This window comes from Thermus amyloliquefaciens, assembly GCF_000744885.1.
GTDB classification, from domain to species: Bacteria; Deinococcota; Deinococci; order Deinococcales; family Thermaceae; genus Thermus; species Thermus amyloliquefaciens.
On record NZ_JQMV01000003.1, the window covers coordinates 1,349,584 to 1,367,875 of the forward strand.

Annotated in this window: 15 protein-coding genes and 1 pseudogene; 6 read left to right on the top strand and 10 right to left on the bottom strand. The window is 64.8% G+C overall.

Going from position 1 to position 18,292, the window contains the following annotated elements:
• Positions 1 to 11: 11 nt before the first annotated feature.
• The 7 genes and pseudogenes from BS74_RS07240 to BS74_RS07270 all read right to left on the bottom strand — a co-directional run bounded on the left by BS74_RS07240 (position 12) and on the right by BS74_RS07270 (position 9,813).
• The gene (locus BS74_RS07240) at positions 12 to 1,343 is read right to left on the bottom strand and encodes an MFS transporter (protein WP_038057440.1); all 1,332 of its coding nucleotides are present in this window, start codon (positions 1,341 to 1,343) and stop codon (positions 12 to 14) included.
• A pseudogene (locus BS74_RS07245) lies at positions 1,337 to 2,667 on the bottom strand (MFS transporter). Before BS74_RS07245 ends, BS74_RS07240 begins: the two are co-directional and overlap by 7 nt.
• Before the next feature lie 3 nt (positions 2,668 to 2,670).
• Positions 2,671 to 3,348, bottom strand: a complete 678-nt coding sequence (gene narI, locus BS74_RS07250; protein ID WP_038057442.1) for a respiratory nitrate reductase subunit gamma — start codon at positions 3,346 to 3,348, stop codon at positions 2,671 to 2,673.
• 3 nt (positions 3,349 to 3,351) lie between these two features.
• Positions 3,352 to 3,864, bottom strand: coding sequence for a nitrate reductase molybdenum cofactor assembly chaperone (locus BS74_RS07255; protein ID WP_038057444.1), 513 nt, complete (start codon positions 3,862 to 3,864; stop codon positions 3,352 to 3,354).
• Between the two features lie 10 nt (positions 3,865 to 3,874).
• On the bottom strand, positions 3,875 to 5,410 hold the full coding sequence (narH, locus tag BS74_RS07260; protein WP_038057446.1) for a nitrate reductase subunit beta: 1,536 nt from the start codon (positions 5,408 to 5,410) through the stop codon (positions 3,875 to 3,877).
• 15 nt (positions 5,411 to 5,425) lie between these two features.
• Positions 5,426 to 9,016 carry a nitrate reductase subunit alpha gene (locus BS74_RS07265; protein ID WP_038057448.1) on the bottom strand — a complete coding sequence of 1,197 codons (3,591 nt, stop codon included), beginning with the start codon at positions 9,014 to 9,016 and terminating at the stop codon, positions 5,426 to 5,428.
• A 2-nt stretch (positions 9,017 to 9,018) separates the two neighbouring features.
• Entirely contained in the window at positions 9,019 to 9,813 is a 795-nt protein-coding gene (locus BS74_RS07270) for a c-type cytochrome (RefSeq protein WP_038057450.1), read from the bottom strand.
• A 96-nt stretch (positions 9,814 to 9,909) separates the two neighbouring features.
• Between BS74_RS07270 and BS74_RS07275 the strand changes: the two genes are divergently transcribed.
• Both BS74_RS07275 and BS74_RS07280 read left to right on the top strand, forming a co-directional pair.
• Complete coding sequence (locus BS74_RS07275; RefSeq protein ID WP_038057452.1) at positions 9,910 to 11,718, top strand: GAF domain-containing protein; 1,809 nt, start codon at positions 9,910 to 9,912, stop codon at positions 11,716 to 11,718.
• A 2-nt stretch (positions 11,719 to 11,720) separates the two neighbouring features.
• Positions 11,721 to 12,374: a Crp/Fnr family transcriptional regulator gene (locus tag BS74_RS07280; protein WP_038057454.1), complete on the top strand. Its 654-nt coding sequence runs from the start codon at positions 11,721 to 11,723 to the stop codon at positions 12,372 to 12,374.
• An 8-nt stretch (positions 12,375 to 12,382) separates the two neighbouring features.
• Here the strand turns inward: BS74_RS07280 and BS74_RS07285 are convergent, their stop codons facing one another.
• On the bottom strand, positions 12,383 to 12,643 hold the full coding sequence (locus BS74_RS07285) for a ferredoxin family protein (protein WP_038057457.1): 261 nt from the start codon (positions 12,641 to 12,643) through the stop codon (positions 12,383 to 12,385).
• Between the two features lie 117 nt (positions 12,644 to 12,760).
• On the opposite strand from BS74_RS07285, the gene BS74_RS07290 reads away from it, so the two are divergent.
• From BS74_RS07290 to BS74_RS07305, 4 genes are all read left to right on the top strand, one after another.
• Complete coding sequence (locus BS74_RS07290) at positions 12,761 to 13,156, top strand: hypothetical protein (RefSeq protein ID WP_038058994.1); 396 nt, start codon at positions 12,761 to 12,763, stop codon at positions 13,154 to 13,156.
• Positions 13,157 to 13,433: 277 nt separating this feature from the next.
• Positions 13,434 to 14,018, top strand: a complete 585-nt coding sequence (locus BS74_RS07295; protein ID WP_038057460.1) for a protoglobin domain-containing protein — start codon at positions 13,434 to 13,436, stop codon at positions 14,016 to 14,018.
• Between the two features lie 16 nt (positions 14,019 to 14,034).
• Positions 14,035 to 14,526, top strand: a complete 492-nt coding sequence (locus BS74_RS07300; protein ID WP_038057463.1) for a cytochrome P460 family protein — start codon at positions 14,035 to 14,037, stop codon at positions 14,524 to 14,526.
• 108 nt (positions 14,527 to 14,634) lie between these two features.
• A complete protein-coding gene (locus BS74_RS07305) occupies positions 14,635 to 15,198 on the top strand; it encodes a MarR family winged helix-turn-helix transcriptional regulator (protein WP_038057466.1) in 564 nt (187 codons plus the stop codon).
• Here BS74_RS07305 and BS74_RS07310 read toward each other — a convergent pair.
• Together BS74_RS07310 and BS74_RS07315 are read right to left on the bottom strand one after the other, a co-directional pair.
• Complete coding sequence (locus tag BS74_RS07310; protein WP_038057468.1) at positions 15,195 to 16,325, bottom strand: TIGR04053 family radical SAM/SPASM domain-containing protein; 1,131 nt, start codon at positions 16,323 to 16,325, stop codon at positions 15,195 to 15,197. The two genes, BS74_RS07305 and BS74_RS07310, sit on opposite strands and share 4 nt — an antisense overlap.
• A 307-nt stretch (positions 16,326 to 16,632) precedes the next feature.
• Positions 16,633 to 18,243, bottom strand: coding sequence for a nitrite reductase (locus tag BS74_RS07315; RefSeq protein ID WP_038057471.1), 1,611 nt, complete (start codon positions 18,241 to 18,243; stop codon positions 16,633 to 16,635).
• Between the last annotated feature and the right edge of the window lie 49 nt (positions 18,244 to 18,292).

The following is an 18,292-nucleotide window of genomic DNA, read 5'->3' on the forward strand; positions in this document are numbered from 1 at the left end:
AGCAGGGTGCGCTAGCAGGGCTTTTCCGCCCCTTTTCGGGCGTAGTAGTACCAGTTCAGGAAGAGGTTGAAGGCGTAGAAGACCATGAGGCCATAGAAGAAGGCGGTAAAGCTCCCTGTGGCCTTTTGCGTGTAGCCGGCCAAGGTGGAGAAGATGAAAGGCCCATAGGCGGCGATGGCCGCAGTCCAGCCGATGACCCCACCCGCCTGCCTGGGGGGGAAGATCATGGGCATCTGCTTGAAGGTGCTGGCGTTCCCCACCCCGCTGAAGAAGAAGACCAAGAGCATGGCCAGAACAAAGAAGGGGAACTGCTCCAAGGAGGTGGGCCGGGTATAGAGGGTCACCAGAAGGGCGGAGAGGAAGATGCCGATGGCGGAAACCTGGGTGACGATGGCCCCTCCATAGCGGTCTGAGATGGGCCCAGCGATGACCCTGGCCAACGAACCCACCAGCGGGCCCAGGAAGGCGTACTTCAGGGGATCGGGGGCACCGTCAAACTTCCCGTAGACCTCCCGGATCAAAAGGGGAAAGATGGCGGAAAACCCGGAGAAGGAGCCGAAGGTCATGATGTAGAGGCTGGTCATGAACCAGGTGTGTTTGTCGCGGAAGATGTCCAACTGCTCGCGAAAGTTAGCGCGCACCGGGACGCTTCTTAAGTACACCCATGCCAGCAAGGCCCCCACCAGCACAAAGGGCACCCAGATGAAGGTGGCGTTCTGCAACCAGATGGGTTGGGATACCCCGGGCTTGGGGGTAAAGGTTTGGGGCCCGCCCAGAAGGGAGCCAAAAAGGGCGAAGCCGATGATCCAAGGGGTCACGAACTGGACCACGGAAACGCCGAAGTTGCCGATGCCCGCTTGTAACCCTAGGGCCGTCCCCTGGAGGCGCTTGGGGAAAAAGTAGCTGGTGGAGGGCATGAAGCCCGAGAAGTTCCCCCCGCCGATCCCCGCCAAGAAGGCCAAGAGGAGAAGGATCCAGTAGGGGGTATGGGTGTTCTGCACGGCAAAGCTCCAGCCCAGGAGGGGGATGAGCAGAAGCAGGGTGGAGAAGGTCACCAGGTGCCGGGTGCCCAGAATAGGGGGCAGGAAGGTCCAGACGATGCGCAAGGTGCCCCCAGCGAGCCCCGGCATGGCCGTGAGCCAGAAAAGCTGGAGGGTGGAAAGCTCAAACCCCACCTTGGGCAGGCGCACCACCAGGGCGCTCACCACAAACCAGGTGATGAAGGACAGGGTGAGGTTGAAGGTGGTGATCCAAAGGGTGCGCCAGGCCAAGGCGGCATCCCACCGCTTGGGATCCTCGGGGTTCCACTCGGAGATCCAGGTACCCTTCGCTGCCTTCAGCATGGGCGATCTCCTTTCAATTCAAACTCGTTTTTAAGGTGCTTGGCCTCCTGTTGCAGAAGCTGGAGGACGGTAAGGTGCATCCAGAGGAAGCTCACCGCGGCAAGAAGGAAGAGGACGAAGAAGGTCATCTGGGGCAGACCAGTCCAGGCCTGGGCGTAGGCGAAAAGGGGCGGGAGGAAGAAGCCCCCCAAGGCCCCCAGCAAGCCCACCAGCCCCCCACGGCCCCCACGTCCTTGGGGAAGTAGGTGGGGATGTGTTTGTACACCGCCGCCTTACCGACCCCCATTCCCACACCAATCAGGAACACCAAGGCGGTGAAGAGCCAAACGTTCATGGTGAACCGCATGACCTCCTTGGCCCCCTGCTTGGTGTAGAGGACGATGTGCCCCTCCGGCATCATGAGAACCCCCGAGGCCAGGAGGATGATGCCGAAGGTCCAGTACATGACCCTCCGGGCCCCGAAGCGGTCGGAAAAGTAGCCGCCCAGGGGCCTTAGGAGGCTCGCGGGGAAGATGAAGAGGGCGGTGAGGAGGGCGGCTTCATGCAGAGGCAGGCCGAAGACATCCACGTAGTACTTGGGCAGCCAGGCGCTTAGGGCCACGTAGGCCCCGAAGACCACCACGTAGTAGAGGCTGAAGCGCCAAACCCTTACGTACCTAAGGGGTGCCAGCATTTCCAAGAAGGGCCTTCCCTGCCCTGGGCGCTTATCCTGCCTGGGGGTACCGACCCACATGACCAAGCCCATCAGGACGAGGAGCACCGCGTACAGGAAGGGAATGAAGCGCCAGCCCCCTGGGATGAGCCCCCCCAGGTACCCAGCGGCGGGGACGCTGGCGATGAGGGCCGGGCCGATGAACTTGGTGACGCTGGCCCCCACGTTCCCCGCGCCAAAGACCCCGAGGGCAAACCCCTGTTGGTCCTTGGGGAACCAGGCGGAGTTCCAGGCGATGCCCACGCTGAAAGAGTTGCCGGCAAAGCCCACCAAGAAGGCGTAAAGAAGGAGCTCCTGGTAGCTTCCTGCCCGGGATACCAGGTAGGCGGGGATGGCGGTGAAGAAGAGCATGAGGGTGAAGACGAGCCGCCCTCCGTAGCGGTCGGTGAGGATGCCAGCGAAAAGCCGCCACAGGGAGCCGTTCAGGATGGCCACCGCCGAGAGCCAGGAAAGCTGTACGTCCGTGAGGCCAAACTCCTTGCGGATGGGCACCCCCAGCACCCCGAACATCAGCCAGACGGCGAACATCACCGTGAAGCCGAGGGTGGAGAGCCAGAGAACCCTAAGCCGGTCTGGACGTTCTTTTTCCAGCTGAAGGGGATCCTGGACCATGGTTCACCTCGCCAGCTTGCGTATCCAGATGGCTATCTGCCAAGGCCTAAAGAGGTAGCCCAGAGGGACGGTGATGATGTGGACCAACCGGGAGAAGGGGAAGAGCGCTAGGAAGACCCAGAAGTTGAAGACGTGGAGCTGGGTCCAGAAGGGCAGGTCGGCGATGAGTTCCGGCCGAGGCTGCAGGGTGAGAACAGACCACAGGTAGGGGGTCATGACCGCCGGGAACCAGAAGCTCCCGTAGCGGTAAAAGAGGGCGGTAAGGACCCCGGAAAGGGCGGAGACGAAGACCACCACCAGCACCAGGTAATCCATAGGGGTGGAAGCCGCCCGCACCCGGGCCACGGCCATCCGCCGGGCCAGGAGCACGTAGGTGCCCACAAGGGCCCAAAGCCCAAGGCCGAGCCCGGTGATCTCCAGGAGGTAAAGCCTTAAGGGCACAGCGTTCCAAAGGAGAAGCCCCTTGGGGACCAAAAGGGCCAGAAGGTGGCCAAGGAGCACCAAGACCAGCCCCCAGTGCATGGCCACGGAGCCGTAAAAGAGGCGCTTTTGTTCTAGAAGCTGGCTGGACTGGGCCGAGACGGAAAAGGGCCTATACACCATGCGGTAGGCGGTGACCGCCACCGCCAAGGTGAGGGCGATGTAGGGGAAGACGCCGAAGAGAAGGGTGTTCCAGTTCATCCTTCACCTCCCTGCCAGGACGCCTTGCAAAGCCTCCTGGACCCCCTCGAGGACCAGGAGGTAGGGGTTCTTGGCGTCCAGGGTCTTAAGGGTCTTGTGCATCTCCGTAAGGGCCTTGGGCAGGATTTCCAAGAGCTCGGGAAGGGGGTCTTGGCACCGGGCCAGGTAGCGGAGGACATTGCTCAAGTGGTCGGGAAGCTCGCTTCCCGGGTCCAGGCCCACCTCCCGGAAGGCCCGCACCAAAGCGGCCAGAAGCTCCCCCCGCTGGTAGCTCTCCCCGTACACCGCAAAGCCCACATAGGGCGCGGTGGTGGGGGTGAGGTCCAGGGTGCGGGTGTAAAGCTCCTCCCACTCCCCCAAGGAGAGTTCCTCCACCCGGCGCAGGAAGCGCTCCAGCTTCTGCTTGGCAGGGCCCCGGGGGCACTCAATCCAGCGCCGCCACAGCTCCTCCAAACGGCCGGGCAGGGGATAGTCCAGGGCCAAGGCCAGGGTTTCCAAGAGGGTAGGGTTACCCATGGCCTCCCCCCTACTCCCCCCTCAAGGGGGGCTGGATGTAACCGAAGCCCGCCTCGCCCTTGTGGGCCAGGGGATCCTTCCAGACCTCGGCGGCCATCTCCCGGTGGTAGGGAGGCAGGACGAAGCGCTCCTCCAAGGTGGGCAGGGTGGTGAGGCGGTAGATGGCCTCGGCCTCCTCCAGGGTGAGCCTCGCGTCCGCCAGCACCTTCAGGGCCTTCTCCGTGGGCCTTCCCTCGAGGCTTTCCTGCCGCTTCAGGATGCGCACCGCCAGCATCTTCTTCAGGGCGGGGACGATGAGGCTCTCGTTGCCGGCGGTGAAGAGGTTGGCCAGGTACTTCACCGGCATCCTGGTCTTTTCCAGGTTCTCGTACACCTCAAAGTCCAAGTCGGTCTCCGGGAGGTCTAGCCGCACCAGCCCACCGTTCCCCTGGCTAGCCCTAAGCGCCTTCTCCAAGGTGGAAACCACGGGGGAAAGGGGCGGGACGTAGAACATCATGGCCAAGGTGCGGTACTCGGGGTGCAAGGGGAAGGCCAGCCCCCAGAGCTTCACGAACTTGTAGATGGGGGAGTTCTGGGCCGCCCGGATCCAGCCGTCGTCAAGGCCCTCGGCTTTGGCGGCGGCGATGACCTCGGGGTCAAAGGGATCCAGGATGATCCCGAGCTGGGACTCTACCAGCCGGTCGTCGGGCACCATGGCGGCCTCGGGGATACGGTCGGCATCGTAAAGAAGAACCCCCATGTAGCGGATCCGCCCCACGCAGGAGTGGGCGCAGGCCGGGGCCTGGCCGGTTTCCAGCCGGGGGAAGCAGAGGATGCACTTCTCGCTCTTCCCCGTGGCCCAGTTGTAGTAGACCTTCTTGTAGGGGCAGGCGGCCACGCACATCCGCCACGCCTTGCACTTGTTCTCGTTGACCAGGACCACCCCGTCCTCCGCCCGCTTGTAGATGGCCCCCGAGGGGCAGGCGGCCACGCAGGCGGGGTTCAGGCAGTGGTTGCAGATGCGGGGCAGGTACTGGAAGACCACCCCCTCGATCTCGGAAAGCTGGGCCCGCACCTCGGGGTCCAAAGCCGCCAGGTTGGGGTCGTTCTCGGCGTAAAGGGGGCTTCCCCCCAGGTCGTCGTCCCAGTTGGGCCCAGCCGTTGGGGTCATGGGTTCCCCCGTGATCATGGAGATGGGAATGGCGGTGGGCTGATCCTCCCCTTCTGGGCTGGTGAAGAGGTCGCTGTAGCGGAAGGTGTAGGGCTCGTAGTAATCGTCCAGGGAGGGCAGGGCGGGGTTGAAGAAGAGGCGGGCAAGCCCCTGGGCGCGCGAGTGAAGACGCAGGTCCAGATGGCCATCCTTATAGGTCCAGCCCCCCCGGAAGCGCTCCTGGTCCTCCCAGCCCGTGGGGTAGCCGGCCCCAGGCCGGGTCTCCACGTTGTTCCACCACATGTACTCCGCGCCCTTGCGGTCGGTCCAGAGGTTCTTGCAGGCGATGGAGCAGGTGTGGCAGCCGATGCACTTGTCCAGGTGGAAGAGCATGGACATGTGGGCTCTAACCTTCACGGTCTTCCTCCTTTCTCACCACTCCGGGGGCCTTTCCAGCTTGCGCACGAAGACCCAGGTGTCCCGGTTCACCCCCACCGGCCCCCAGTAGTTGAAGGCGTAGGTGAACTGGGCGTAGCCGCCGGACATCAAAACGGGCTTGAGGCGGGCCCGGGTGATGGAGTTGTTCATGCCGGCCCGCTTGCCCCTCAGGGGGCTTTTGGGAATGCCCACGGTGCGCTCGGTGGCGTGGTAGACGAAGACCGTCCCCCGGGGAATGCGGGCGGAGACGATGGCCCGCTGCACGAAGACCCCGTTGTCGTTGAAAAGCTCCACCCAGTCGTTGTCCTGGATGCCCAGCTCCGCCGCATCCTTGTCGTTGAGCCAGACGGGGTACCCACCCCGGGAAAGAGTCATCATGCGGTGGTTTTCCGAGTAGGTGGAGTGGATGGACCACTTCCCGTGGGGGGTGATGTAGTTCATGAGCTTGCCGCTGGCCTCTTGGGAGCTCCTCTCCGTCTCCTGGAGCATGTGGACCTCGGGCCTTGGCTTGTAGGTGGGGAGGTGTTCGCCAAAGGCCAGGTAGTTGGGGTGGTCCAGGTAGAAGTGCTGCCTGCCCGTAAGCGTCCGCCAGGGGATGAGGCGCTCCACGTTCAAGGTGTAGGGGCTATAGGCCCGGCCCTGGTTGATGATGGCGCTCCAGGTGGGGGTGGTAAGCTGGCGGCGGGGCTGAGCCACGATGTCCTTAAAGGAGATGCGCACGTGGCGGTTGCCCTCGGCGAGGTCCGTGAGTTTCACCCCTGTCTTCTTCTCCTCGTCCAGGAAGGCCCGGTAGGCCAGTTCCCCGTTGGAAACCGGGTCCAGGAGGAGGATGGCCTCGGCCACCTGGCGGGCCTCCTCGAGGCTCGGCCGCTTCTCCCCCTGGAAGAGGCGGGGCTGGCGCTCGGCAAGCTCCCGGTAGAAGTCCTCCACGGGGATGGTAAGCCCGTGCATCCCCACCCCCACCTTCTCCACCGCCGGCCCCAGGGTGACCATCTTCTCGTAGATCTGGGTGTAGTCCCGCTCCACCACCCGGAACTTGGGCATGGTCTTGCCGGGGATGGGCTCCACCTCCCCCCGCTTCCAGTCCCGGTCCTCCAGCTGGGCCAGCTCGTCCGGGGTGTCGTGCTGCAGGGGGATCATGACGATGTCCTTTACGGGCTTGGGCAGGTGGACCTTGGCCAGCTCCGACACCTTCTTGGCGATAGCCTTAAAGATCTCCCAGTCCGGCTTGGACTCCCAAGCGGGGGGCACCGCCGCCTGCAGGGGGTTGATGAAGGTGTGCAGGTCGGTGGTGTTCAGGTCGTCCTTCTCGTACCAGGTGGCGGCGGGGAGGACGATGTCGGAGTAGAGGGCGCTGGTGTCCATGCGGAAGTTGAGGTCCACCACCAGGTCCAGCTTCCCCTCGGGGGCCGGCTTGCGGTAGACCACCTCCTGGACGTGCCCCTCCGCCCGCTCCTCCGCGATGGCGGTGCTGTGGGTGCCCAGGTAGTGGCGCATGAAGAACTCATGCCCCTTGGCGCTGGTGCCGATGGCGTTCCCCCGCCAGATGAACCAGACCCTGGGCCAGTTCTCAGGAGCGTCGGGGTCCTCCACGGCGAACCGCAGCTCCCCCCGCTTAAGGGCTTCCACCACGTACTGGACGATCTCCGCCTCGGTCTTGGCTCCCCTGGCCTCCGCCTCCTTGACCACCTCCAGAGGACTCTTGTTGAACTGGGGGAAGAAGGGGAGCCAACCCTTGCGCACCGCCCGCACCTGGTGGTCAATGGTGTGGTCGGAAAGCCCCTGGGCCGTCTTGTCGTAAGCGGAAAAGCCCCGCTCGTAGCGCCACTGGTCGGAGTGGACGTAGTGGAAGCTCGGGGTGTTCTGCTGCCTGGGGGGATAGCCCCAGTCGGCGGCGAAGGCGATGGGGCCCCAGGAGGCCTGGTTGGCCAGCTTCTCCTGGCCCACGTAGTGGGCCAGCCCTCCCCCATTCACCCCCACGCTTCCCGTGAGCATGAGGGCCACAATCCCCGCCCGGTAAAGAAGGTTGTTGTGGTACCAGTGGTTGATGCCCGCCCCGATGATGATGAGGTTCTTCCCCTTGGTCTTGAGGCCGTTTTCCGCCCAGGAGCGGGCGTACTTAAGCAGGGTGTCCCGGTGGATCCCCGTCCACTTCTCCTGCCAAGCGGGGGTGTAGGGAAGGTCATCCCCGTAGTCCTTGGGATACTCCCCCGGAAGGCCCCGCCCCACCCCGAACTGGGCCATGAGGAGGTCGAAAACCGTGGCCACCGCCACCTTTTCCCCGTCCTTGGTGGTGACGTACTTCAGGGGCACGCCCCGCTTCAGCTTCCGATCCGAAGCGAAGTCGTCAAACTCCACCAAGGCCACCTCGTCCTCCATCCCGAGGAAGGTGAGGCGGGGGTTTAAGGGCTCGCCGGTCCTGGGGTCCTCCAGCTTCAGGTTCCACTTGCCCTTTTCCTTCTGCCAGCGGAAGCCAAGGGTTCCCCCGGGCATCTTGGGGCCCTTCTCCTCGTCCCAAATGAGAAGTTTGAAATCCCCGTTCTCCTCCTCGGCGTATTCCGCAAGGCGGTTCGCCCGCAGGTAGCGGCCTGGGCGCCCGTCCCGGATCTCCACCAGGAAGGGGGCGTCGGTGTACCGCTTCAGGTAGTCCTGGAAGTAGGGTACCTCCCTTTCCGCGTAGTACTCCTTGAGGAGGACGTGGTTCACCGCCATCCAGAAGGCCCCGTCTTGGCCAGGGTTGATGGGCATCCACCAGTCGGCGTACTTGGCCACCTGGGAGAAGTCCGGGCTGAAGACGGTGAGCTTGGCCCCCGCATGGCGCACCTCGGAGATGAAGTGGGTGTCGGGGGTGCGGGTCATGTTGAGGTTGGAGCCCATGACGGCGATGAAGCGGGCGTTGTACCAGTCGGCGGACTCGTGGACGTCCGTCTGCTCCCCCCAGATCTCCGGCGAGGCGTTGGGCAGGTCGCAGTACCAGTCGTAAAAGCTCATGGGCACGCCGCCCAGGAGGGAAAGGAAGCGAGAACCCGCGGCGTAGGAGATCTGGCTCATGGCAGGGATGGGGGAGAACCCGATCACCCGGTCGGGCCCATAGCGCTTCACCGTGGAGACCACCGCGGCGGCGATGAGCTCCAGGACCTCGTCCCAGCTGGCCCGCCTGAACCCGCCCTTACCGCGGGCCTTCTGGTAGCGCTTGCGCTTGTGGGGGTCGCTTTGAATGGCCTCCCAGGCGGCCACGGGGTCGGGGTGCTGCTTCCTGGCCTCCCGCCAGAGGTCCAAGAGGACCCCCTTGGCGTAGGGGTACTTCACCCGGATGGGGCTATACAGGTACCAGCTGAAGCTGATGCCCCGCTGGCACCCCCTGGGCTCGTAGGGGGGAAGGCCCGCCTCGAGGCTCGGGTAGTCCGTGGCCTGAAGCTCCCAGGTGACCACGCCGTCCTTGACGAAAACCTCCCAGGAGCAAGAACCCGTGCAGTTCACCCCGTGGGTGGTGCGTACCCGCTTGTCGTGCTGGAAACGGTTGCGGTAAAACTCCTCCCACTTCCTCTCCGTCGGGCTCTCTATTTCCTTGATCCAGTCTTTCATGTCTACCTCCTAAGCTGGCTTTGGATGCGCTCCGCCAGGCTCTTGGGCCTCAGCTGCCAGAGGATGGCCTGGTAAAGCAAGAGCAGCCCCCAAAGGACCAACCCCGCCACCAAAAACCGTCCCAAGTACAGGGAAGGGGGCCTTGGCACCTCCTGGGAAACCTGGGTCAGGAAGGCGGCCAGGGCCGCCGCCTCCGCCTCGGTGAGGGGCTTGCCCTTGTAGGCCTCCCGCATCACGGGGAAAGCGGGGTTTTGCAAGAGGGCGGTAAGCCCCGCCTCGCCCCCCAGGCGCTTCGCGGCATCCGTGAGGTCCTTCCCCATGGACCCCCCGCCCAAGAAGCCCACCCCCGCCACCGTGTGGCAGGCCTGGCAGGGCGCCCCACCGTTTTGCAAGGCCCTCTGGCCCAGGTAAAGGGCCCGGCCCAGGGCGGGGTCCCCCTGCACCTGGGGAGCGGGTGCCTGGGCCTCGGCCTGGGCGCTGGACAAACCCTTTAGGTATTGGGCGATGGCCCGGGCCTCGGCCTCGGGCACCTGGGGCATGGGGGGCATGACCCCGTTGTAGGCCACCCCGCCCACCTCCAAGGGGCCCGAAAGCCCCTCCCGCACCACCTTCACCACATAGGCCTCCTCCTGCACCCTGGGGTTCCCCGCCAAAGGGGGTATGGCCCCGGGGATGCCCTGGCCCTCCGCACCGTGACAGGCGGCGCAGTACTGGCCGTAAAGGGCCTTCCCCTCCTGGGCCGGCGCTAGGGAAAGGGCCAGGAGCAAGGCCAGGGGAAAGAAGCGTTTGCCCTTCATCCTCACCTCCGGTCTCCAGTGTGGGAAGGAGGCCTGGCACCCGCTTTCCCCCAGGGGGACATTCGTCCTAAAAGAAGTGCCCTATCTTGGAAGGCGATGAAGCCCCTGGCCCGGCTACGGCTGGATCCTAAGGGAAAGGCCTCGGTCCTCGAGGCCGACCCCTCCTTGGGCCTGGAAGGGAATGGCCTCCCCTGCGCCCTTCTGGTGCAAGGGCAGGACCCCTTCGGCCGCCCCCTTTGCTCCCGCTGCCCGGTGCAGCGGGAACTGAGGCGAGGGGCTTACCGGGCCAGCACCCCCCTCCTCTTCAAGGGCAGGCGCCTCCGCTGCCAGGGGTATCGGGAAAAGGACGGTTTTCTGGTGGAGCTCTACCCCGAGCGGGCCGAACCCCCCAACCTTCTCCTGGAGCTCTCCCGCCTCACCCAGCACCTCCTGCAAAGCCCGGAAAAGCTCCCCGAGGCCCTGGAGGACTTCCTCCGTACCCTCCGCCAAGCCCTGGACATGGAGGCCGCCGAGCTCTTCCTGGCGGACCCGGAGGAGCACCACCTGATCCTCACCGCCTATGAGGGCCTCCACCGGGAGGCCTTCTTGGAAAAGCCCTGGTTTCAGCTGGGGGAGGGTTATCCCGGCATCGTGGCCCTGAAACGGGAACCCCTCTTCACCCACGCCCTGGGGAAAGACCCCCGGTATCTGCGGCAAAAGGTCAAGCAGCTGGGCTACCAGACCTACATCTGCTACCCCTTGGAGCTTCCCCAAGGGCTCATCGGGGTTCTGAACCTGGCCTCCCGGGACCCACGCCTGGACCACCAGGAGCCCCTAGAGACCCTCTCCCGCATCGCCCCCCTCTTCGCCAGCACCCTGTATACCCTGCTCACCCGGTTGGGAGAGGTGGGCTTACAGGCCCTCCACCAACATCTCTACCGGGGCGAGGTTTCCGAGGCGCGGCTTGCCTTCCTAAAGGGGATCCAGCGCCTGAGCCAAGCCACCGGTGTCCGCCTGGTGGCCCGGGGTGGGGAAAGGTGGGAAACGGGCTTCGTCCCCCCCTGCGGGATGCAGGACTGCCCCTGCTGGAAAGGGAAGGTGGTGGGCCACAAAAACGGCCTTCCCGACTGCCCCGAAGCCCAGGGGCGCCCCAGGATCTGCCTACCCCTCTGGGCCCGGGGGGAGGTGGTGGCCGTGGCCACCTTGTTCCACGCCCGTCCCCCCAGGCCCACCACCCGCCCAGCAGCCCCCACCCTGTGGCTCTCCCGGCTGGCGGTTCCTTTCCTCTTCCCGCCCTCAAGCCAAGAAAGGGCCGATGCTCCCGAGCTAGAGATCTATGCCTTAGGGCAGTTCCGCGTGCGGCATCGGGGGAAGGAGCTTACCTCCAAAACCTTTGGCCGGCGCGGGGCCTTCCAGTTTTTCAAGTACCTCTTGGCCAACAAGGACCGGGCCCTTTACATAGACGAACTTTGCGAAACCCTCTGGCCTGACCTCCCGCCGGAGAGGGCACGGCAGGAGCTGTACACCCAGGTCTACCACCTCCGCAAAACCCTTCCCGGGATCGTGGAGCGGGAGGGAGACTACTATCGGCTGAAGCTCCCTGAAGACCGCTTCCTGGACTTTGAGCGCTTTGAGGAGCTCATGCGCAAGGCCGATCTTGAGGAGGGGCTTTCGGCCTTCAAAACCCTCAGGCAGGCCCTGGAACTTTACAAGGGGCCTCTTTTTGGGGATGACCCCTACGGGGAGTGGGCCGAGGCGGAAAGGAGCTACCTGCAGGAACGGGCCCTCTCCGGCCTCCTGCGCCTGGGGGAGTTGGCCGAGGCCTTGGGCTATTTGGAGGTCGCCAAGGAAGCCTACGCCCGGGCCCTAAAGCTGGAGCCCTACCTGGAGGAAGCGCAAAGGCGCTTGGCCCTTTTGAAGGGGTAAGGATGGAGCTGAAGCAGGTTCCCCTGTTCCGAGACCTGGCCCTCGAGGACCTGGAGGCCCTGGAGCGGGAAGCCCGGGCCCGGCGGCTGAAGCGGGGCGAGGTGCTCTTTTTGGAGGGAGAACCCGTGCACTCCCTTTTCGTGGTGGAAAAAGGCCTCATCAAGGTGTACAAGCTGGACCCCCAAGGGCGCAAGCAGGTGGTGCTCCACCTGGAGGGCCCAGGGCGGATCCTGGCGGAGGTGGCCCTCTTCCTAGACCGCCCCACCTACCCCGCCAGCGCCGAGGCCCTGGAGGAAAGCCAGGTCCTGGCCATCCCCAAGGAGCGCTTCTTCCAGCTGGCGGAGGCCCGTCCCCCCTTGGCCCGGGCCCTGATCCGTTACCTGGCCCGGCGCCAGGGGCAGCTTCTCCACCTTCTGGACCGTCTGGTCTTCCACGAGGTGCGGGAAAGGCTATGCGACTTCCTTCTGCAGAAGCTGGCGGAGGAGGGCCAAGGGTTTTACCTACCCACCAACCCGGAGCTCGCCGCCCTTTTGGGCACCGTGCCCGAGGCGGTTTCCCGGAACCTGGGCCAGCTCTATCGCCAAGGCCTTATCCGGCTCCAGGGAAGGCGGGTAGAGGTGCCTGACCCTCAGGCCTTAGCGAATTGGATACGGTAAATCGGGCGTCACTCCAGCACGTGTACGTTGGGTAGCGTCTGGGCCCATTGGCGGTTCTTCTCAATGTAGGATTTCCACTCCTCGGGTACATCCTCCTCGGGGAAGATGGCGTTCACCGGGCAGGCGGGCACGCAGGCCCCGCAGTCAATGCACTCGTCCGGGTGGATGTAAAGCTGCTCCCCGGCGTCGTAGATGCACTCCACGGGGCAGACCTCCTGGCAAGACCGGTCCTTCACGCCGATGCAGGGCTCGCAGATCACGTGGGGCATAAACACCTCCAAGGTCCAGCCTGCTCGCGGGCCCCGGAACCGTCCATGACGGAGGTCAAGGAGGGCAAGCGCCCCTAGGACACCTTGGCCGGGGAGGAAACGGGGTACCCTAAGGGCATGGTCCGCCTGCGCACCCCCCTTCCCCCCTGCCGCCTCTGGACCCCGGAGGGGGCCAAGGTCTACCTGCCGGACCTCAAGGGGAGGATCCTGGTCCTGGTGCGAAACCCTGGGCTGGCCCAGGCCCTGGCGGAGCGGCAGGAGGAGCTCCGGGAGCTTTCCGCCCAGGCCTACCTCCTGGCCCATTCCCCCGCGGCAAGCCCCCTCCCGGTCCTCCTGGACCCGGAGGGCACACTCCTTGCGGCCCTCCCGGAGGAGGGGGTCCTGGTGGCCGACGCCTACCTGGAGGTCCACCACCTGGGCCCCGCAAGGGACGCGGAGGAGGTGCTGGCCTGGGTGGGCTTCGTGGCCGCCCAGTGCCCGGAGTGCGTGCTGCCAGAATCGGATTGGACTTAGCCTCCCATACCCCTACCCAAAGGCCAGGAACCCGCCAACTCGCATTATCCCTGGACTATATACAGGGATTTCCTTAGCCAAAGGGAAAAAGGCGCGCCCAGGCTCTTCTTTGGGTCCCCGTCGTGGCGCATGCCCCGATGGGGCCCAGCGCCCCAACCCCAACCCTTGGCCAGGGGAGGAAGCAACGGACCTGGCCATAAGGAACGTGGCATGGGCCCTGGGGTCTTGACGAGACCACGGGGGGATGCTATTATTTAGGAGTCCTAAGGAGGTGCCCATGCCGCAGATACCGGGCTACACCTACGGGGATCCTGCCCTTCCGCCCTCACCGGTTTCCTTGGAGGAACTGGAACGCCTAAAGGCGTGCCTCCTCTGGACCGAGGAGGATGACAAGGCCCTGGAACAAGCAGGTAAAGTGCTGGAAGACCAGGTGGAAGAGGTGCTGGACCTTTGGTACGGCTTTGTGGGAAGCCATCCCCACCTCCTCCACTACTTCACAGACCCTCAAGGCAACCCCATTCCGGACTACCTGGAAAGGGTGCGGCGGCGCTTCGGCCAATGGATCCTGGACACCTGCTTCCGCCCCAAGGACGAGACCTGGCTCCGTTACCAGCACGAGATAGGCCTGCGCCACCACCGAACCAAGAAGAATCAGACGGATGGGGTGACCTCCGTGCCGCACATCCCCTTGCGCTACCTTATTTCCTTCATCTATCCCATCACTGCTACCATAAAGCCCTTCCTAACCAAGAAGGGCCATAACCCAGAAGAGGTGGAAAGGATGTACCAAGCCTGGTTCAAAGCCGTGGTGCTCCAGGTGGCCCTTTGGTCCTACCCATACACCCAACCGGGGGATTTTTAGGAAGGAGGTGGTATCCATGAAGAAGGTTGCGGCGGCCCTAAGCGTATTGGTGTCGGCCCTTTGGGTGGCAGCCCAGTACGGGGGAGGGGTATCCCAACCCGCCTTCCCCTACCCCGAGGGCTACCGGCTCTGGACCCATGTGAAGAGCATGGAGCTGAAGCCGGGCCACCCCCTTTATGAGAGCTTCGGCGGGTTGCACCACATCTACGTGAACCAGACCGGGCTCAGGACCTACCTGGAGGGCAAGAAGAACCCCTTCCCCAAAGGGACGGTCATCGTCTTTGACCTCCTCGAGGCCAAGGTGGAGGGAAACGCCCTCCTGGAAGGCCCGCAGAAGCTCATTGGGGTCATGGTGAAGGATCCCGACCGCTACCCGGCCACCGGGGGCTGGGGGTACTACGCCTTCGGCCCGGATAAAAAACCCCTCAGCATCGACCCCCAATCCTGCCACGCCTGCCATCAGGGAGCCGCCAACACCGACTTCGTCTTCAGCGCCTTCCGGCCCTAAGTGCCGGCGCATGGGGGGTTGCTGCCATGGGCAGGGAAGAAGGGCGATGAGGCCTTTCCGGGGTCCCCGTCGTGGCGCAAGCCACGACGGGGTGCTTAAGATGGAGGGGTGGGAGCCTCGCAAGGCCAAGGGGAGGAAAAGCTCCTCGCCCTTATAGAGCGCCTGGGCCAGGTGGAACGGGCCCTGCTCACCCGGCAGGCCTTCCACCTGGGCCTTACGGCCTTGCAAGCCCAGCTTCTCCTGCACCTCTCCGAGAGGCCCCGGGGGGTGGTTTCCCTTGCAGAACAGTTCTCCCTAACCCCGGCCACGGTGAGCGAGGCCCTCGCCAGCCTGGAACGCAAAGGCCTTCTGGCGCGGACCAAGGACCCCGAAGACGGCCGGCGTTGGATCCAAAAGCCCACCGAGGAAGGGCTTCGGGTGGTCCAGGCCCTAAAAGGCTACGCACGTCCCCTTCAACAGGCCCTGGGGAAGGTGTCCAACCCAGAGGACCTCCTTTTGGGGCTCACGGAGGTATTGGCGGAGCTGGTGCTCCAAGGGACCGTACCCGAGACCGGCCTTTGCCTGACCTGCCGTCATCTGCGGCGGGAAGGAGGCTTTTCCTGCGCCCTCCTGGGCCTGGCCTTGACGCCTTGGGACCTTCGCCTCGCCTGCCCGGACCACACCCCCGCCTAACGCCTTGCCCCGGGAGCCTTCCCCACACGCTCTAGCCACGCGGGAGGCACATAGGCACACCGGGGTTCGCTTTGCAGGTAGTCCCCGGTCTCGGCCCAAGCCCTGGCCCGGCTTCCCCCGCACACGTACCGGTACTCGCAAACCCCGCACTTCCCCTTCAACCGGTCTTTGTCGCGCAACGCCTGGAAGAGGGGGCTATTCCGGTAAATCTCCAGGAGCGTCCTTTCCCGCACGTTCCCCGCATAGACAGGAAGAAAACCCGAAGGGGCCACATCCCCGGTGGCCGAGACAAAGACAAAGCCGTTGCCGTCCGTGACCCCAAGGCGGGAATGCTCCATGCCATCTTGGAAATACTCCCGGTACATGCTCTCGCCCGCCGCCAAAGCTCGGTCCTGGCCAACCCCTTCCCTGCGCCTTTGCAACACCACCCGGCGGAAGTGGTGGGCCTCGGTGGTCTTCACGTGGAAGGGGTAGGAAAGGGAAACCTCGTAAAGCCAGTGGAGCACTTCCTCAAACTGCCGTGCAGAGAGTTGCCTTAGGAGGGCCCCCCGCCCCACGGGCACCAGGAAGAAAAGGCTCCAAAGGACTACCCCTTTCTCCGCTAGGAGATCCGGCAAGGCCCGAATCTCCGGCCAGTTCTCCCGGGTCACGGTGGTGTTTACCTGGGTGGGAAGCCCCGCCTCCTTGGCCCAGTCCAAGGCCGCCAGGGTCCGGGCGAAGGTGCCCTCCTCCCCCCGGAAGGCGTCGTGGCTCTGGGGGCTGGCCCCGTCCAGGGAGAGGGCCAGCCGGGTCACCCCGGCCTCCTTGAGCTGGAAGACCTTCTCCCGGGTGAGGAGGGGGGTGGCCGCCGGGGTGAGGCCCACCTTGAGGCCCAGCTCCCGGGCCCTTTGGATGAGGACGGTAAGGTCAGGGCGGGCCAGGGGGTCCCCCCCGGTGAGGAGCAGGAGGGGCTTGGGCCGGTAGGTGGCCACTTCCTCTATGAGCCCCAAGCCCTCCTCCGTGGAAAGCTCCCCGGGCAGGGGGTGGGGCATGGCCGAGGCGCGGCAATGGCGGCAGGCCAGGAGGCAGGCGTTGGTCACCTCCCAGGCGACCAGGTAGGGGTACTGGGCGAACTCAGGGCGCTCCATGGAAACAGGGTAAGGGAGCCACCACCTCCCCGGGCCATGACCGGGGTCAAGGCCAGGGCCGAACAAGGTTGTCCAGGGGCCCCAAAGCCTTTGGCCGCGGCGGTACCATGGCCCCATGGGCGAGGCGGCCAAGGCCCCAAAGCCCTTTAGCGCCCAGCGGCCCGCGCCCGAGGGTGCCGCCTGTACTCGGAAACGGTCAAGCTGAGGCTGGGAGAGGGCTCTTACCGGGTATGGGAGGAAGGGGGTTAAGGCCCCCACGGTGCAAACGGGGGGAGGCCTCGGCCTCCCCCCTGCTGGGCGCAAGGGCTCAGTAGATGTCGTAGGCGGTGTTGTACACGTTGAACTTGCCCGTGGGGGTGCGCACCCAATCCCCGGTGATGCGGGCCTTCTCCTTGAGGGTCAGGGCGTCGTAGACCACGATGAAGGTGGGGGTGTCCTTAGCGCCCCAGGCGGACACCCAGATCTCGGTCCCACCCTTGTTGAACTCGGGGTGCACCATGCGGGCCTTGAGCTCCTGGGCCCCGGGCACCTCCCAGCACTTGGCCACCTCCAGCTTGCGCTTGTCAATGGCGCAGAGGCTCGCCGCTGCTTGTGGGCTTGGGCTCATGGGGAAGTCCACGATCACCCAGGGGCTGTTGGGGTGGGCCTTGATGAAGAGGGTGCCGGTGTAGGGCAGGGTGATCCGCTTGACCACCTTCCAGGCGTACTGGGGATGCTTCTCAGGGTCCACGCCCACCACGGTCACCTCGGGGCTACCGATGTTGCCCGTGGCCCAAACCGGCCCGTAAGTGGGGTGGTTCCAGTTGGAGCCGCGGCCCGGGTGCGGCCGCACCCCCGCCTCCACCTCGGCCACGAACTCCCGGGTCTTGGTGTCGATGACGATGAGCTTGTTCACGGCGTTGGCCGCCACGATGAAGTAGCGTTTCAGGGCCCAACCCCCGTCGTGCAGGAAGCGCTCGGTGTCGATCATGGTGATGGGCAGGGGCCTGCCCTTCATATGCAGATGGGAGTAGTCCACCAGCCAAGTCTGGCCCGACTCCTTGAGGTTTACGATCCATTCGGGGTTGAAGTGGCTCGCCACGATGGCGGCCACCCGGGCTTCCGTCACCAGTTCCCCGGCCCCCTTGGCGTAGGAGATGGTGGAGACCATCTTGAGGGGCTCGAGGGTCAGGCCATCCAGGACCACCATGGTGGGCGGCCAGTAGCACCCCACCACCGCGTACTTGTCCTCGTAGCCCTTAAACTTGCTGGACTCAATGGACCGGGCATCCACGCAGGGCTTGGACTCGGCCACCACCTGGGGTGGGTTCATCCAGAGGTCAATGAGGCTGGCCTTGCCGTCGCGCCCAATGGCCATGAAGTACCGCCCCGTGGCCGAGGAGCGCAGGATGTGGGTGGCAAAGCCCGTGGGCACGATGGTGACCAGTTCCTTCTTATCCCCGTCGATGATGGCCACCTGCCCCGTGTCCCGGAGCACCTGGCCGAAGAAGTTCTGCCAGTTGCGGTTATGGAGCGGTTTGGTGGGCCGCTTCTCCGGGGGCACATGCACCTTCCAGGTCTTCCGGATGTCCTCAAAGGTGAGAACGGGAGGCGCCGGAGGCTCCTCCAGGAGGAAGCGGGCCATGAGCTCAGTGTCCTTCTCGCTCAGGATCCCCTGCCTGCCCCAGTCGGGCATGCCCCCAGGAAGGCCGCCAAAGATGACCGCCTTCAGGTACTCCAGGCCCTTTTCCGCCATCTTCTTGGGGTCCAGGGCAGGCCCCGTGGCCCCCTTGCGCAACACCCCATGGCAGCCGGCGCAGCGGTCAAAGTAGATTTTGGCTGCCTCCTCCCGCTCCGCCGGGCTCAGGGGCGCCGGAGCCTGGGCCAAGGCTATAGCCCCCACCAGCAAAAAGCCCAATAAACCTAACCTCCCTTTCATGGCTCTCACCTCCGAGAAACAAGGATAGACCCATCCGAGTAGTACAGAT